This window comes from Paenibacillus tuaregi (genome assembly GCF_900086655.1).
Classification (GTDB): Bacteria; Bacillota; Bacilli; order Paenibacillales; family Paenibacillaceae; genus Fontibacillus; species Fontibacillus tuaregi.
Window position 1 is genome coordinate 2132614 of the sequence record NZ_LT575476.1, and the last position, 16889, is coordinate 2149502.

The 16889-nt window shown below is 49.2% G+C and carries 17 protein-coding genes; 14 read left to right on the forward strand and 3 right to left on the reverse strand.

From position 1 onward, the window contains the following. The first annotated feature begins 4 nt into the window (after positions 1 to 4). The 8 genes from nagZ (at position 5) to BN6628_RS09780 (ending at position 8666) form a co-directional block, all read left to right on the forward strand. Positions 5 to 1630 (forward strand): beta-N-acetylhexosaminidase, encoded by a 1626-nt coding sequence (gene nagZ, locus BN6628_RS09745; RefSeq protein ID WP_068616884.1) that lies wholly within the window; start codon positions 5 to 7, stop codon positions 1628 to 1630. Positions 1631 to 1992: 362 nt separating this feature from the next. Then, a complete protein-coding gene (locus tag BN6628_RS09750) occupies positions 1993 to 2442 on the forward strand; it encodes a Fur family transcriptional regulator (RefSeq protein WP_068616886.1) in 450 nt (149 codons plus the stop codon). Positions 2443 to 2446: 4 nt separating this feature from the next. Further along, positions 2447 to 2701 carry a membrane protein insertion efficiency factor YidD gene (gene yidD, locus BN6628_RS09755; protein WP_068616887.1) on the forward strand — a complete coding sequence of 85 codons (255 nt, stop codon included), beginning with the start codon at positions 2447 to 2449 and terminating at the stop codon, positions 2699 to 2701. Positions 2702 to 3121: 420 nt separating this feature from the next. Then, complete coding sequence (gene metG / locus BN6628_RS09760; protein ID WP_068616889.1) at positions 3122 to 5149, forward strand: methionine--tRNA ligase; 2028 nt, start codon at positions 3122 to 3124, stop codon at positions 5147 to 5149. 174 nt (positions 5150 to 5323) lie between these two features. Beyond that, positions 5324 to 6274: a metal ABC transporter substrate-binding protein gene (locus tag BN6628_RS09765; RefSeq protein WP_068616890.1), complete on the forward strand. Its 951-nt coding sequence runs from the start codon at positions 5324 to 5326 to the stop codon at positions 6272 to 6274. Between the two features lie 36 nt (positions 6275 to 6310). Then, the gene (locus BN6628_RS09770; protein ID WP_068616892.1) at positions 6311 to 7075 is read left to right on the forward strand and encodes a metal ABC transporter ATP-binding protein; all 765 of its coding nucleotides are present in this window, start codon (positions 6311 to 6313) and stop codon (positions 7073 to 7075) included. Positions 7076 to 7123: 48 nt separating this feature from the next. Further along, positions 7124 to 7927, forward strand: coding sequence for a metal ABC transporter permease (locus BN6628_RS09775; RefSeq protein ID WP_068616894.1), 804 nt, complete (start codon positions 7124 to 7126; stop codon positions 7925 to 7927). 25 nt (positions 7928 to 7952) lie between these two features. Next, positions 7953 to 8666 (forward strand): cytochrome c biogenesis CcdA family protein, encoded by a 714-nt coding sequence (locus tag BN6628_RS09780; protein ID WP_068616896.1) that lies wholly within the window; start codon positions 7953 to 7955, stop codon positions 8664 to 8666. On the opposite strand, the gene splB is transcribed toward BN6628_RS09780, so the two are convergent. After that, the gene (gene splB, locus BN6628_RS09785) at positions 8663 to 9733 is read right to left on the reverse strand and encodes a spore photoproduct lyase (protein WP_068616898.1); all 1071 of its coding nucleotides are present in this window, start codon (positions 9731 to 9733) and stop codon (positions 8663 to 8665) included. The genes BN6628_RS09780 and splB overlap by 4 nt on opposite strands. 202 nt (positions 9734 to 9935) lie before the next feature. Between splB and mntR the strand changes: the two genes are divergently transcribed. The 3 genes from mntR (at position 9936) to BN6628_RS09800 (ending at position 13207) form a co-directional block, all read left to right on the forward strand. Continuing rightward, a complete protein-coding gene (gene mntR, locus BN6628_RS09790; protein ID WP_068616900.1) occupies positions 9936 to 10361 on the forward strand; it encodes a transcriptional regulator MntR in 426 nt (141 codons plus the stop codon). A 123-nt stretch (positions 10362 to 10484) separates the two neighbouring features. Continuing rightward, the gene (locus BN6628_RS09795) at positions 10485 to 12119 is read left to right on the forward strand and encodes a family 10 glycosylhydrolase (protein WP_068616901.1); all 1635 of its coding nucleotides are present in this window, start codon (positions 10485 to 10487) and stop codon (positions 12117 to 12119) included. Positions 12120 to 12232: 113 nt separating this feature from the next. Further along, positions 12233 to 13207, forward strand: coding sequence for a patatin-like phospholipase family protein (locus tag BN6628_RS09800; RefSeq protein ID WP_068616903.1), 975 nt, complete (start codon positions 12233 to 12235; stop codon positions 13205 to 13207). Between the two features lie 26 nt (positions 13208 to 13233). On the opposite strand, the gene BN6628_RS09805 is transcribed toward BN6628_RS09800, so the two are convergent. Together BN6628_RS09805 and BN6628_RS09810 are read right to left on the reverse strand one after the other, a co-directional pair. Beyond that, the gene (locus BN6628_RS09805) at positions 13234 to 13557 is read right to left on the reverse strand and encodes a hypothetical protein (protein WP_068616905.1); all 324 of its coding nucleotides are present in this window, start codon (positions 13555 to 13557) and stop codon (positions 13234 to 13236) included. 7 nt (positions 13558 to 13564) lie between these two features. After that, entirely contained in the window at positions 13565 to 14560 is a 996-nt protein-coding gene (locus BN6628_RS09810) for a DUF1385 domain-containing protein (RefSeq protein WP_068616907.1), read from the reverse strand. 212 nt (positions 14561 to 14772) lie between these two features. On the opposite strand from BN6628_RS09810, the gene BN6628_RS09815 reads away from it, so the two are divergent. The 3 genes from BN6628_RS09815 to BN6628_RS09825 are packed head-to-tail and all read left to right on the forward strand — an operon-like array spanning position 14773 to position 16876. Next, entirely contained in the window at positions 14773 to 15294 is a 522-nt protein-coding gene (locus tag BN6628_RS09815; protein WP_068616909.1) for a YqhR family membrane protein, read from the forward strand. A 55-nt stretch (positions 15295 to 15349) separates the two neighbouring features. Then, the gene (aroQ, locus tag BN6628_RS09820) at positions 15350 to 15793 is read left to right on the forward strand and encodes a type II 3-dehydroquinate dehydratase (RefSeq protein WP_068616911.1); all 444 of its coding nucleotides are present in this window, start codon (positions 15350 to 15352) and stop codon (positions 15791 to 15793) included. Positions 15794 to 15805: 12 nt separating this feature from the next. After that, positions 15806 to 16876, forward strand: a complete 1071-nt coding sequence (locus BN6628_RS09825) for a M24 family metallopeptidase (protein WP_068616913.1) — start codon at positions 15806 to 15808, stop codon at positions 16874 to 16876. Positions 16877 to 16889: the final 13 nt, after the last annotated feature.

The window sequence follows — 16889 nt, forward strand, 5'->3', positions numbered from 1 at the left end:
TCATTTGGTTCAATTAAGCAAACTTACCCTAGATGAAAAAATCGGGCAGCTGTTTATTTGCGGGTTTCACAGCCAAACACCGGACGAGCAAATCAAAACGCTGATCGAGCAGTACCATCTTGGCGGTGTCATATATTTCCGCCGTAATGTAAGCTCGGCTTCACAGCTCGCGGATCTTTCGCATAATCTGCAGGTTCTTTCCAAGCCGCTCAGCGAAATCCCGCTGTTCATTGCCATTGATCAGGAGGGCGGCATGGTCTCCCGGATTGATCACGACGGGGTCAGCCGGATTCCGGGCAATATGTCCCTTGGAGCTGCAGGTGATCTCAAGTTAACCGAAGCGGCTGCCGCTCTGGGCGGCGAGGAGCTATACAAACTTGGGATTAATCTTAACTTTGCCCCGGTTGTTGATGTGAATAACAATCCGGTTAATCCGGTCATCGGGGTTCGCTCCTTCGGAGAAGATCCTAAGCTGGTCGCAGCTCACGGCGCTGCCGCTATCAAGGGATATCAGAACCAAGGCGTAAGCGCAACAGCCAAACATTTCCCAGGGCACGGGGACACAGCTGTGGATACCCACCTCGGGCTGGCGGTTGTTCCCCATGATAAAGAGCGTCTGGAACAGGTAGAACTGCTGCCTTTCCGCAAGGCGATTGAAGTAGGCGTGGATATGATCATGACGGCCCACGTGATCTTCCCGGCCTTTGAAAGCGAGGAGATCCCTGCAACCTTGTCTTATGGGGTGCTGACTAAGCTGCTCCGCCAGGAGCTTGGTTATGAGGGACTAATTGTGACCGATTGTCTTGAAATGCACGCGATTTCCAAATCGGTTGGCATTCCCGAAGGGGCAGTGAAAGCATTGGAAGCCGGGGCGGATCTGATTCTGGTCAGTCATACTATGAAGGACCAGGTAGCCGCAATCAAGGCGGTACGTGCAGCCGTGGACAGCGGACGTCTGACTGAGGAACGGATTGATGCTTCCTTGGAGCGGATTCTGGCATTGAAAGAGAAGAGAATCGGGCAAATCAGCGATAAAGCACCAGAGGTAACGGTTCCTCTAACTCCCGCAGAGGAGTCCGAGCGAATCCTTCGCCAGATTGCTGAGAAGAGCATCACCTTGGTGACGGATGCCGGGAATAACCTTCCCCTTCGAACCGATGCCAGAACACTTGTAATCTGGGCTGAGGTCCGCCACTTTACTGAGGTTGATGAGCCGGCTCACTTCCGATATACGCTTGGCGAGGCTTTAGCGCCATACTTCCAAGTAGATGAGATACTGATTGGCTCGCATCCGAAGAGCTCTGAAATCTCGGCTGCAATTGAGCGGAGTGCGGAATACAGCCAGATCGTTGTGGTTACTTATACCTCAGAGGGACGTCTACCGGAAGGCCAGAAGCTGTTGATTGAGGATTTAAATCAGCGTACGGGCGGCAAGCTCATTGTTGTTTCTGTTAGAAATCCGTATGACATCAATGAAATACCGGATGTCACCACATACTTATGCGCTTATGAGAACCGTCCTGTAACGGTTGATGCCATTGCTAAGGTATTGGTTGGGCAGATTCAGGCTGAGGGAAAACTGCCAGTAACCCTAAACAGCAGGTTCCCTGCGGAGGTTGCCTCTATATAAAACGAACTTTAAAAAGTAACCTCTCTCAGCGGAGAGGCCGAGTGATTCTGAAGAAGCGGAGCGTTCTCCTTTGTCTCCGAAATGCTCCAATGGATATCTAGTTCAAGGATTTCGGAGACAACAGCGGCCTTAAAGAACACTCGGCATCGTAGCGCCCCATAAGGGTAACCTTCATAAGTTCATTTTATATAGTTAAGAACGACCGGACTTATACCTATTATGTAAGAATGGCCCTGCTTCTCTTGTGTTGAACACAGTGGGAGCAGGGCCATTTGTGCTAAAGGCTTGCCTAGATTGACTCTATCTTTTATTTACGGCATTATGAATAATAGACAGATTTGTCAGGGCAGGAGGAAAAGCATATGCTGTCGACAGAACAGATCATCCGTATCATGTCCGCGCAAGGACTCCGGATTACGGATCAGCGTAGGACGCTGGCCAAGTTGTTTTCGGAAACAGAAGGATATTTGACCCCCAAAGATGTTTATGACTATATGTGCAAAAAATACAGCGGACTCAGCTTTGATACCGTCTACCGCAACCTGAGGGTCATGGAGGAGCTTGGGGCGATCGAACAGGTTGTATTTGAAGATGGGCTTAAATTCAGAGGCGGATGCAGCGAGAATCACCATCATCACCATATGATATGCCTGCAGTGTGAGAAGACCTATCCGATTCATTTCTGCCCAATGCCGCTTACGGATGCGCCAGAACAATTCCAGGTGGTTAAGCACAAGTTTGAGGTGTTCGGCTACTGCAAGAACTGCCGTGTGGACCGGGAGCAGCCAAAGCCGGTAGGACAAGAGGGTTGATCACATGTCAATAGGGCGCAAAATGGTGCAGGGACCCATTCATGTTTACCGCAAATTCATCTCTCCCTTGAAGCCGCCAACCTGCCGGTTCTATCCGACCTGTTCCGCTTATGCTTTGGAGGCGGTTGAGGTCCATGGGGCGCTGAAAGGCTCCTGGTTAGCGGCGAAAAGAATTGCCAAGTGCCACCCGTTTCATCCGGGCGGCCTCGATCCTGTACCTCCCCGCAAAACGGTTAACCGGGAAAGGGCAGAGGGATGACTTGACAGTCCTCATGACTTTTCATATATTTTATATAAATGATTTGCATATCCATTTCCTGTGAACGGATAAGTACGAAGCATCCGCCAGTACAGAGAGCCGGGGTAAGCTGTGAGCCGGTCTGGAGGGACTTTGGAAGATGGTCCGGGAGGAACTGCTTTCGAGCTGTCAGCCATGGTCTGGACGGTCTGAGTAAGGGGGCAGCGCAGAACCAGCGTTAAGGGTGCGTCTACATTCAGACGGAAATTGAGCCTGGGAATTGCATGGATGAATCCTGGGGAATTTGGGTGGTACCACGTGAGAACTCTCTCGTCCCATTGCGGGCGGGAGTTTTTTTGTTTTGCCGCAGAAGAAGATGGGCTTTACAGAAGTGATTTGGAAGTATGGTTTTCATGCGGATAATTTGAAGGAGGCTATTTCATGTCTGATCGAAAAACGTTTTACCTGACAACACCGATCTATTACCCAAGTGACAAGCTGCATATAGGGCATGCCTACACAACCGTGGCGGGGGACGCTATGTGCCGCTACAAGCGCCTGCGCGGCTACGATGTACGCTTCCTGACGGGTACGGATGAACATGGACAAAAGATTGAGCAGAAAGCCCAGCAAAGCGGCAAGACCCCTCAGCAATTTGTTGATGATATTGTGGCTGGCATCAAGCAGCTCTGGAAGAAGCTTGACATTTCCAACGATGACTTTATCCGCACTACAGACGAGAATCATAAAAAAATAGTGCAGGATATCTTCGACCGTTTGTTACAGAAGGGTGACATCTATAAAGGAGAATATGAAGGCTGGTACAGTATCCCGGACGAAACGTTTTATACCGAGACTCAGCTTGTAGATATCGTAAGGGATGAGAAGGGGAACATCCAAAGTGCCAAGAGTCCCGACAGTGGGCATCCTGTCGAATTGGTGAAAGAAGAATCCTATTTCTTCAGAATGAGCCACTACGCAGACCGTCTGCTTCAGTATTACGAGGAGCACCCGGATTTCATTCAGCCGGAGTCCCGCAAGAATGAGATGATCAATAACTTCATTAAGCCGGGGCTTGAGGATTTGGCGGTGTCCCGAACGACTTTCGAATGGGGCGTGAAGGTAAAAGGGGATCCGAAGCATGTGGTTTACGTATGGATCGATGCCCTGTCGAACTATATTACCGCCCTCGGATATGGAACGGATAATGACGAGCTGTATCAGCGCTATTGGCCTGCGGATGTACACCTCGTAGGTAAAGAGATCGTGCGGTTCCACTCCATTTACTGGCCAATTATGCTGATGGCTCTCGATATTCCACTGCCTAAGAAAGTGTTTGGACATGGATGGCTGTTGATGAAAGACGGCAAAATGTCCAAATCCAAAGGTAACGTGGTGGACCCAAACACCCTGATCGACCGCTATGGACTCGATGCGACACGCTACTATCTGCTTCGTGAAGTTCCATTTGGCTCCGACGGGCAGTTTACACCAGAGAGCTTCGTGGAACGGATCAACTCCGACCTGGCCAACGACCTCGGCAACCTGCTTAACCGGACTGTGGCGATGGTTAACAAGTATTTCGACGGCGTTCTGCCGGCGTATGTGCCAAATGTGACCCCGTACGACCAGGAGCTGACACGTGCTGCTGAGGCTGCAATAACCAAGGTAGAAGAGGTAATGGAGAATCTGGAATTCTCCGTTGCCCTGACCGCGATCAGCCAGTTTGTCAGCCGTACGAACAAGTATATTGATGAGACGCAGCCGTGGACGCTTGCTAAAGATGAGTCCAAGAAAGATGAGCTGGCCTCGGTTATGGTGCACTTGGTTGAGTCTCTGCGGATTGCTTCGATTCTGCTTCAGCCATTCCTTACCCAGGCACCAGCCAAAATCTGGGCACAGCTTGGAATCGGGCAAGGGGAGCTGACCACTTGGGACAGCGCCAAATCATTTGGCCTGATTCCTGCTGGAACTAAGCTTGGCAAAGGGGAGCCGATCTTCCCGCGTCTGGACAGTGCCGAGGAGGTCGCTTACATTGTGCAGGCTATGGCTGGCACTGCAGCAGCTTTTGCAGCTGCGGAGGAACCTGCCAAGTCAGCATCAGGTGAGAGTGCTAATACCCATGCACCGGCACCCGAGCTCAAAGACGAGATTGGCATTGATGAATTTGCCAAGGTGGAGCTCCGGGTAGGGCAGGTTATTAAAGCCGAGGCGATTCCAAAAGCGGATAAGCTGCTGAAGCTGCAGCTGGATCTTGGGTTTGAGCAGAGACAGGTAGTATCGGGAATCGCCAAGTTCTATAAGCCTGAAGAGCTGGTTGGGCGCAAAGTGATTGTGGTAACTAATCTTAAGCCGGTTAAGCTGCGGGGTGAGCTGTCCCAAGGCATGATTCTGGCAGCTTCACAAGGAGATCAATTGACCCTGGCTACGGTACCCGATAGTATGCCGAATGGTGCTGTGGTTAAATAATCGCTGAACTCAGCTTATGTAGATGTAGAAAGACCTTTTCTAGTGGAACCTTTTCCATTAGAAAAGGTCTTTTTTTCTTTTGGCAGGGAACAATGGAACTCGGGGTTGACATTCATTTTATAGTGACCCTATAATTCTCTTTGTAATTATTACGAATAGGGAAGGCGAAAGATTATGAAAATTAGATTTGGCGGGGCTCTTATTGGACTCTTAATTATAGGTATACTGGCTGGCTGCGGCCGAGGCGGGAACGGTCAGCTTGTGGAAGGCAAAGTCAATGTGGTAACCAGTTTCTACCCGATCTACGAATTCGCTTCCGCCATAGGAGGCGAGGATGCCAACGTCATTAATCTGCTGCCTGCCGGTGTGGAGCCGCATGAGTGGACCCCGCGCAGTAATGACATGATAACGGCTTCCAACGCACAGCTGTTTCTCTACAATGGAGCTGGACTTGAGGGCTGGGTCCCTAATTTTCTAAAGGGACTGAGCAAAGATTCCAAAGTGACAACCGTAGAGGTAAGCAAGGGAATTAAGCTGATCGAGGCTGAAGAGAGCGAAGATGGACATGATCACGGCGGTGCAAATGCTTCTCCAGAAGCTCATCTGACGGACCCGCATACATGGGTCAGCCCAAAATCAGCGATGCAGATTGCAAAGAACATTAAAGACAGCTACATTCAGGTAGACCCCGCCCATAAGAGCGGATATGAGGCGCGTTATCAGCAGCTCTCGGATCAGCTGGCAAAGCTGGACACGAAGTTCACCACAGAATTATCTAAAATGAGCAAAAAAGAAATTGTGGTCTCTCATCAAGCATTTGGATATCTGTGCCGGGATTATGGATTGACACAGCATGCCATTATGGGCTTATCACCTGATGCCGAACCACGGGCACAGGACATCATTAAACTTTCCAAGATTGTCAAAGAGGAGAAGATTAAATATATCTTCTTCGAAGAGCTGGTCTCGGATAAGCTGGCCCGCACGCTGGCCAGTGAGACAGGGGTGCAGACCCTTGTGCTAAATCCGGTGGAGGGTCTCACCAAACAGGAAGAGCAGAACAAAGATAATTACTTCACCCTGATGGAGAAGAATTTGCAAAATCTGATTCTAGCTTTACAATAAAGATAGTTATTCCAAGGAAATGGAAGGCGGCCGCTTATGAGCTTAGAAAGCAACCAGCAAGCAGCATTTTGTCATCAGAATATACTTGATATTGAAGGGGTGTCCTTCTCGTATAGAGATCAGAAGGTAATTACAGACCTCAGCTTCTCCGCCAAGGAACGGGATTTCGTCGGTGTCATTGGCTCGAATGGGACGGGGAAGACTACGCTCCTGAAAATGATTGTAGGGCTGCTCTCCCCTTCCCAAGGGAGCATTAGGCTGTTCGGTCAGCCGATACAGAAATTCAAAGACTGGGAACGTATCGGTTATGTTCCCCAGAAGAATGCCTTCAATCCGCTGTTTCCCGCCACTGTGCGGGAAGTTGTGCTTTCCGGGCTGTACTGCAACACGAAGATCTTCCGCAGGATGAATAAGTCCGACCATCAGAAATGTGCGGACGCTATGGAGGTCATGCGGATCACGGATATCGCTGACAAGCGGATCGGCCAGCTGTCAGGTGGACAGCAGCAGCGAGTGTTCTTGGCCCGTGCGCTTATTAATCATCCAGATTTGTTGATCCTGGATGAGCCTACAGTCGGAATTGACGTTCAGACGCAGGCTGATTTTTTTGAACTGATTTTCCACATGCATGCCCATCATCACATGACCTTCCTTATGGTCTCTCATGATATTGAGATGATTGAAGGATACCTGGGCAAGGAGCCGCGTGACCGCTGCGGTGGGATTAAATTCTATGTAAGACACTCCCATGATCAGGATTGCGGGATATCGGATCTTCAGCATTCCCTGAATACGATGTAATGATCTGCCCCAGGGTTCGATAGATATATTTTGAAGGAGATATGAAACTTGGAGATTTTAACCGTTGATTTTTTTCAGAGGGCGCTTGCCGGTGGGATTCTTATCGGAATCACGGCTCCGCTTATTGGCATCTTTCTCGTACTTCGCAGATTGTCGATGATCGGGGACACGCTGGCACATGTCACGATTGCTGGGGTTGCGCTCGGTTTTCTAATCAATATCTATCCGATTGCCATTGGTCTGATCTTCGCGATTGTGGCTTCATTTGCGATTGAGAAGCTGCGTAAGGCCTACCGGGGATATGCTGAGCTGTCCATAGCCATCATCATGTCTGGTGGTGTCGCTTTGGCCTCCCTGTTCTTCACGCTAGGAATGGGATATAATACCGATGTTGTGAGTTATTTATTCGGCAGTATTTATACATTGGATACAACGGATTTGTACGTGGTCGGCGCGGTCACTGTGCTCGTTGTAGTTGGAATCGGTCTGTTCTTCAAAGAATTCTTCCTGCTTACCTTTGAAGAGGATGCCGCCGCGGTAAGTGGACTTCCCGTGAAATGGCTGAATTTATTGATTACCGTCATGACCGCCTTGGTCATTAGCACCGCAATCAAGATTGTTGGGGCACTTCTCGTATCCGCCTTAATTACGATCCCGGCAGCCTGCAGTTTATTAATTGCACGAAGCTTCAAAAGCTCGGTTGTCTTCTCGGTTGTGATTGCTGAGATTGCTGTGGTTCTGGGACTCATGGTTGCAGGAATCTGGAACCTGGCTCCTGGCGCAACGATTGTTCTGCTGCTGATTGCCATGCTGATTCTGACTCTTCTGGGTAAAAGGGGTTTTACCGCGTAATTTCTTCAATCAGAGGGAGGAACTTATGCCGGATCTTAATATTTGGGTGGCTTTCGCGGCAGGGATCGCTTCATTTATTTCACCCTGCTGTTTGCCTTTGTACCCATCTTATCTATCCTACATAACAGGAATGTCCGTTCAAACACTGCGAAGTGAGCAGGATAGGCCAAACGTCCGCTTCCGGACGATGACCCATACGCTCGCTTTTATTTTAGGTTTCTCTGCCGTTTTCTACACGCTTGGATTCGGGGCGGGGATGTTTGGCCAGCTGTTCAATGAATATCGGGACCTGATCCGCCAATTATCAGCGATACTCATAATCGTGATGGGGTTATTCCTGTTAGGACTGTTCCAACCCCAGTTCTTGATGAAGGAACGCAAGATGCAGTTTAAATTCAAACCGGCGGGGTACGTAGGCTCCTTCATTCTCGGAATCGGCTTCTCTGCAGGCTGGTCCCCGTGTGTTGGGCCAATTCTAATGTCTATCATTGCCTTGTCCGCAAGCGCTCCCGGCACGTGGCTGGGGCTGATTACCGCTTACTCCGTAGGCTTTGCCCTGCCTTTTTTTGTACTGGCCTTCTTCATCGGCTCAACGAAGTGGATTCTTCGCTACTCCGGCCTGATGATGAAGATTGGCGGTGCTCTTATGGTGCTAATGGGGCTTCTGCTGTTTACGAACCGGATGACCTACATTACGATCTGGCTGCAGAGCATCACCCCGGATTGGCTTAAATTTTAAGTGAAATAATCAATACAGGCATAAGGAAAATGCTCAAAAATCCGCTCTGTGATATATTCGCGCAGGGCGGTTTGCTGTTCGTCCGGATAAACATATTTATACTGGCCATAACGGCCCCATTTCTTCTTGCGCTTCTCGATATCCATCTCAAGTTTGGTTTTCGGGTAGCGCTTCTCGATGGTCGCTTTAGCTGTCTTGGTGAAGCGGTGCTGGATCATTTCGAAGGTCAGGTCTTTTACCGGTTCTTTTGGCATGGCAGCCGCCAAGCGCTTGAGCAGATCGCCATACCCTTCCTCCCAGCCTTCATACCAGATAATGGGGGCAATGATGAATCCAAGCGGATAGCCTGCTTCGGCAACTTTCCCGGCAGCCGAAATCCGCTCCTCGAACGAAGAGGTGGCAGGTTCGAATTGACGGATAACATAGTCCGAGTTAATGCTGAATCGGATGCGGGTGTGATCATTATGCTTGAGCTTTAAGAAGGGCTCGACATGGTGAAACTTCGTGACAAAACGAAGCCGGCCGTATTCTTCCTTGGCCATAAATTCAATGAGCTCGGTTAATGAGCCTGTAATATGCTCCAGGCCGACCGGATCAGAAGTACAGGCGGCTTCAAAGCGTGTGATTTCAGGAATCCGCTCATCAATATACTTTTTGGCGGCGGCAATAACATCATCTGTATTCACATATACACGGATGTACGGCTTGGCGCCAAGTGTGGTTTGAAGGTAACAATAATGACAGTGGCCCATACAGCCGGTCGAAATGGGGATGGCATACTCAGCGGACGGCTTAGACTGGTCAAAGGTCAGCGTTTTTCGCACACCAACGACAAGAGTCCGTTTGGCATTTTTATATTGCTGGAGCTCGGTATCGCCGGGAAGACCTGTTATGCGGTTATGCGAGCCGGTCATTTTGTAAGGAATATCTTGGGACTTTACCCAGTCCATAATTCTGAGTCCCTTCGGATATTCCAGTGCCCCCGGTTCAAAATAGACAAAGTCGGGAATAAAAGGTTTAGTATGTGCGCGCGGCTTTACGGGTGGCTCCGCAACACGGATAGACATTGCTTCAACCTCCACTCTTAAAGGGAATGTAGTTATTGTGTGTGCGCAGGGACCCTTAAAGTCATGGCAATAATGAGCAGGAAGCTTAGAAGGATACGGCACCAGGACTTGCCAAGTCCTCTGCGAAACATGTATCATTACAAGAGCAGGTTTACCCGGCGCACAGGCCATTTTGTTGATAATAAGAAAAGAGGGAATTACATTGCCAACGCCCAGCATGGAGGATTATTTGGAGCGCATTTACAAGCTCATTGATGAGAAAGGTTATGCGCGAGTATCGGATATTGCCGAAGGCTTGGAGGTTCACCCCTCATCCGTCACGAAGATGATCCAGAAGCTAGACAAAGACGAATATCTGATCTATGAGAAGTACAGAGGTCTTGTTCTGACCAGTAAAGGCAAGAAGGTAGGCAAACGTCTCGTGGATAGACATCAGCTGCTTGAAGAGTTCCTGGAGATGATTGGAGTACAGCAGGAGAACATCTACAAGGACGTGGAAGGGATCGAACATCATTTAAGTTGGGATTCGATCACGAGAATTGAAACATTAGTCGAATTTTTACGTCAGGATAAACAAAGAATACAGCAGCTTCACGCCATGCACGGTGAAGTGACCAGTGATTCTTGAATGAGGCATCTGTCCTTATAGACAGGTGCTTATTCTTTTTTAGGGTGAAGAACGGTGTATGGTCTTTTAGTAGACTGTTGTTTTTCGCCTGCAAATCTATTGATTCTGGGAGGATGCTAGTTTATGAAGTTTCGTAGTTTGCTGATGCTGATGCTGTTGTTGGTGCTGAGTCTGTCGTCCTTGTCCCCTTCGGCTCTAGCCAAATCATCAACCATCACCATGCTGCTTGATGGACAGCCGCTTACGAGTGATGTGCCTCCTTACCTGAAATCGGGCTTCACCATGGTTCCAGTCCGGGTGATTACCGAAGGGCTTGGCGCCAGTGTGGATTGGAAGCCATCCACGAACACGGCCACAATAAGCAAGGATTCGGACACCATTATCCTGCAAGCGGGCAAGAAAACGGCTAAGGTGAATGGAAACACGGTATCTTTGGATGCTACCGTTCAGGTGGTTAAGGGGCGGACCATGATTCCTCTTCGGTTTGTTGGGGAGAACCTGGGACTGCTCGTGGACTGGAACGCATCCAAGCAGCAGGTGATTCTGGTAACCAAGAATAAGGTGGACGTTCCAACCCCAACACTTCCTGGTGATAATTCGAGTGAGGAACCCACAACCCCAGGTACGGTGCCGGGAGGCCATGATGCTGCTGAATTAAAAGGCGCATGGATTTCCACGGTATACAACATTGACTGGCCAAGCAGTAAATCCTATGGAAATGAAGTGAAGCAAAAAGCGGAGTATACGGATATGCTCGACAAGCTGCAGGATACCGGGATCAATGCGGTCTTTGTGCAGGTTAGACCAGCTGCTGATGCGATCTACCCATCAAGCCTTGTGCCATGGTCACAGTATCTTACAGGCACACCTGGCAAAGATCCAGGTTATGATCCGCTCGCTTTCCTGGTGGACGAGACACACAAGAGGGGAATGCAGTTTCACGCCTGGTTCAACCCGTTCCGCGCCAGCACGATTACGGATGTGACGAAGCTGCCTGCGAACAGTGTGGCGGTTCAGCATCCGGATTGGATTGTGAAGCAGGGAGGCAAGCTCTACATTAATCCGGGCATACCGGAGGCGAGGCAGCAGATCGTCGATACGGTGATGGAAGTAGTGAAGAACTACAACATTGACGGCGTGCATCTGGATGATTATTTTTATCCATCAGGCGAGAGCTCCAGTGATAAATTTAATGACGACAGCACATTCAAAACTTATAACCCGGATGGTATCTCTAATAAGGGTGACTGGCGCCGTAGCAACATCAACAGCTTAGTGCGGGATTTAGGGCAGTCCATCCATCAGGTGAAGCCAAGCGTGAGCTTTGGAATCAGCCCGTTCGGAGTATGGCGCAATAAAGCGACTGACGTAACCGGTTCTGATACGAAGGCAGGTATCACGGATTATGACAGCATGTACGCGGATGTGCGCACCTGGATTAAGAACGGCTGGATTGATTATGTGGCGCCGCAGATTTATTGGAGTATGTCCTTTAACACAGCGCGTTATGATAAATTGGTGGACTGGTGGGCTAGTGAGGTCAGAGGCACCAGCGTGAAGCTCTATATCGGCCACGCAGCGTATAAGCTGGGTACACCAGAGGTAGGGTGGCAGACCGCCCAGGAAATTGTAAACCAGCTCAAATACAATACTCAGTATAGTGAAGTTAAAGGAAGTATATTTTTTAGTGCAAAGAATTTGCTCAGTAACACGCTCGGCCTGCTTCCGCTATTGAAATCATATTTAGTTTCTAATTAAGAAAATGCAGGCATAATAAGGAATAAAGGCAGCCCCCATTCTCATACATAAGCAGTAGACCACCGCCCTTGCTGCGGCCGGTCAACTTATGCGGGATGGGGGCTGTGTGCTGGATGCGGATTAATGGAGTCTTCCAGGGCGGCGGAGTTCGGGGAATATCGCTGGTTGGTGCTGTGCGGGCGGCTGAGATTCATGGGTTTACTTTTGACAAATTGGCGGGTACCTCTTCGGGCTCCATCGTCGCCTCCCTGCTGGCATCGGGATACCAGGCTGAGGAAATGAAGGAGCTCATCCTTGAAACGAACTTTACCAAGTTTCTGAAGAGAGCTTTTATATTTAATACACCTTTAGTAGGTCCGGCAGTACGAATCATGCTTAAGAAAGGGCTGTATGCAGGAGAGGCTTTGGAGGATTGGCTTAGAAAGGTGCTGTTAGCCAAGGGGATACGAACCTTCAAGGATATCGAACCGGGCAAGCTGTCGATCATCGCATCGGATATCACCAGTGGCAAAATCCTGATTCTTCCCAATGATTTGAACAAGCTGGGGATTAACGAGGAGTATTTCGAGGTGGCACGTGCCGTGCGGATGAGCTGCAGTATTCCTTATTTCTTCGACCCCGTACTGCTTCGGCTTCCGCCCAAATTATCAAGGTCTAAGGCCTTCAAGGACCAGTTCCTGCACATTGTGGATGGAGGTCTGCTTAGTAATATGCCCCTGTGGCTGTTTGACCAGGATGGTGTGAAGCCAAACGGAGGCCGTGGCAAAATTACTCCAACGGTAGGTTTTCAAATGGTAGGGAAGAACTCGGGCAAGCCGCATCGGATCGGAGGGCCGTTCAGCATGCTTCAGGCCCTGTTCGATACGATGCTGTCCGCTCATGATGAGCGGTATATTGAGCAGGCGAACCGTTATAGAACGATAAAAGTGCCCATCCTTGGCATCGGAGTTACGCAGTTCAATATTACACATGAAGAAAGCCTGCTGCTTCATGAATCCGGCTTCCGTGCAGGAAGCAAATTCTTCGGCGACTGGAGTACCCAGTATTACGAAGAGGAATTCACAAAGTATTTTCAGCAGGCTTTCTAGCTTACAGTGATAACTATTATACACGTTCAGTGGTATTTGGGCTGACCATCATCATTTTTTCCTTTATGGCCTTCGATGACCTGGAAAGGATACGATTTACGCTTTGGAGTTGAATCTGAACGGCGCTGCGGCGCCGTTTTTGCTACTTTGGCCATCGTTTTGGCAGAAGGCTTCACTTTGGGAGACTTGGAACGGTACTTGGCCGGAGGAAACTTGTATAAAAGGAACACAATTCCGACCAATACAACAGGAATCAGCCAGTTCAACAGTCCGCCAGCAAGCATACTGTTCACAATTCCGATGGCCGCCAGGCCGAGAACGACCCAGAAGATGATGCCTTGTTTTCTCATCATTGAATCATCCTTTCACAGGGTCCAGATGGGTGCCAAGCGTTGACAGCTCAGCAGAAGATTTGCTTTCCATTTCGGCATCAAGTTCACGCATCCGGTTGAAGGAAGCGATGGATACCTCAACCTGATCATCATTCGGCTCCTTGGTGGTCAACAGCTGCAGCCATAGCCCCGGGTATCCAAGATAACGCAGCACCGGAATATCACGCATGGAGTTGGTGATCCGTAGAAGTTCGAAGGAGACTCCGATCACCAGCGGAAGCAGCAGCAGACGGATGTACACGCGTTCCCACAGGTTATCCCAGTGGAAGAACGAATATATAACCACGCCTACGATAACGGTCAGGACCATAAAGCTGCTTCCGCAGCGGTAATGTAGACGGCTGTACTTCTGCACATTCTTCACCGTAAGTTCTTCCCCGGCTTCAAAAGCACTAATCACCTTATGCTCAGCCCCGTGATACTGAAACAGACGTTTCATCATAGGGGTCTGGGAGATTCCCCACAAATAAGCAAGCAGGAATACAATCTTGATAACACCTTCCAACAACGTATGCAAAAAAGTGCTGCTGAATGCGTTTTTAAACAGGAAATCCTCAATCACCGCAGGAACAACCGTGAGAACTACTTTACCAAAGATAAAGGAAAGAATACCTACTATAGCCACACCTAGGATTAAAGTCAGTGACCAGCCAGATTCCTGTTTTTCCTTCTGCTTTTCTCTTTCTTCCGGTTCAACCTCGTCATCAGCCAGAGCCTCAGCTGAGTAATTCAGATGCTTGGAGCCTTTGGCGCTTGCATCAATAATACTTACCACACCACGGATCAGGGGAATCCTGCGAAGCTGGTTCACCCATCTCTTATCGTGCTTAGGGACCTCCAAAAAGGTAATCTCTTGGTTCTTGCGGCGGACCGCCGTAACATTCACGTGTTTCCCGCCGAACATAACGCCTTCTATGACAGCTTGGCCACCATAAACGGCTGGTTTGGATTGATCAGGCAACAACTTCACCTTCCTAAGATTTATTCTCAGATTTGTATGGTTCTCAAATCCGTATCTCTATAAAGTCTATTGTATCTAACTTCAGTCCTAAATTCTAGTTATAAGGCATGATCGCTTCAGGCTGTCGGATTCATCCCGTTTATTTGGTGCATACTACACATTAAAACTGATGTGGCGCAGGATTACACGTTAGAAAGGATGAGGAAAACAATATGGCAAAGCAGCGGCAGCGAGATGGTAAGCAAGTTACAAATCCTTGGTGGTTTGCGCTTCAGCTCGGCTTTTTTGCGGGGTTAATCTGGGGAGGGATTCATGGCGTTTTTTACTTTATGAGATTTACGAAGATCATTCCCGGTTTCCTAGCGGAGCCCTTTTTTAAGCACGCTTATTTAAAAACCATGCCAGGTTACTTTATAGGCTGGCTGTTTTTTATCATATTCTCCATCCTGGCTGCGTTAATTTACACGATGTTACTTCGGAAGTTAAAAGGGCCTTGGCCCGGTTTAGCTTACGGGGCCTTATGGTGGGCCGTGCTCTTTTTATTGGCGGGGCCTGTTCTTCATATGACCCCCCCATTCAGACAACTGAACTTTAATACACATTTCAGTGAATTCTGCCTCTACCTCCTTTGGGGTTTATTTATTGGGTACACCGCTGCTATGGAGTATACAGACGAAAGGGACAGGGAGCCGCGTAAACCCTTGCTGGGGCGTGAAAGTGCTTCTCAAGAATAACTGTCCTATGGTAAAATAAGCTTTGGTTATTTTATCAGAAGGGGTGAGGGAGACGATGAAACGTGTTCTGGTCATTAACGGACCGAACCTGAATTTGCTCGGGGTCCGGGAGCCTGGCATATACGGTTCTTTGAGCTTAGCTTCTATAGAAGACAATCTCAAGAAGCAGGCGGAGAGCCTGGGAATTCACATTTCATTCTTCCAATCCAATCACGAAGGGCATATTATTGACCGCATCCATGACGCTATGGGGGAGTCTGACGGGATTATCATCAACCCTGGAGCGTTGACGCATTACAGCTATGCCATCCGTGATGCCTTAACTACGGTGAAGATCCCTGTAGTGGAAGTACATATGTCCAATATCCACGCCCGCGAGGAGTTTAGACATAAGTCTGTAGTGGCCCCCATCGCAGTTGGTCAGATCGCAGGATTTGGCGATGGCAGCTATTATTTAGCCCTTGATGCAATGGGACGTCACTTGGAAAGCGGAAAATAAGGAGACTTGAATATGGCGAACAAACGGGTAGTTCAATTAAGACAAGCAATGCTTCAAAGAGGTCTAGAGGCGGTATTTATTACTAGCGCTATTAACCGCAGATATTTGTCCGGCTTCACTGGGTCTTCCGGTTACGTGCTGATTACACAGAACAAAGCCTTTCTGCTTACCGATTTCCGTTATATGACCCAAGCTCCCCAGCAGGCAACCGGGTATGAGGTGGTTGAACACGGCGTTTCGGTTGGTGAGACGCTGAAGAGTCTGCTCACTGCAGAGCAGATTAATGAGGTTGGTTTTGAGCAGGATGATGTCGTATTCTCTGCTTACCGCAAGTACGAGCAGGAGCTGGCGCCTGTGAAGCTGGTTCCGGTAACGGGCCTGGTTGAGCTTCTTCGGGTGTTCAAGGATGAGGAGGAGCTCGCCATCATGAAGCAGGCCGCCGACCTGGCGGACCGTACTTTCGAGCATATGCTGGGAATTTTGAAGCCGGGTGTGACCGAGCTTGAAATGGCATTGGAAATGGAGTTCTTCATGCGCAAGAACGGTGCAACCTCTTCCTCATTTGATACGATCGTGGCTTCAGGAGAACGTTCTGCGCTGCCTCACGGGGTTGCAAGCGAGCGGGTTCTGGGGAATAATGAGTTTGTAAAAATGGATTTCGGAGCGCTCCTGAACGGCTACTGCTCCGATATTACACGTACGGTTGTGCTGGGCACGCCAACGGCCAAGCACCGGGAAATCTATGACATTGTGCTTGAAGCCCAGCTTCATACACTCGAACATCTTCGTCCCGGGATGACTGGAGCTGAAGCGGATGCCCTTGCCCGGGACATTATCACCCGTTATGGTTATGGCGATCAATTCGGACACAGCACGGGACATGGTTTGGGTATGGAAGTACATGAATCGCCGCGGTTGTCCAAGCTGAGTGATACGATTCTAAAGCCGGGCATGGTTGTTACTGTGGAGCCGGGAATTTACCTGCCTGGCTTCGGAGGAGTCCGGATTGAGGACGATGTGGTGATTACGGAGAACGGCATGCGGCGGTTGACGGAATCCACGAAAGATTTTATTGTTATTTAGCACAAACTAACGC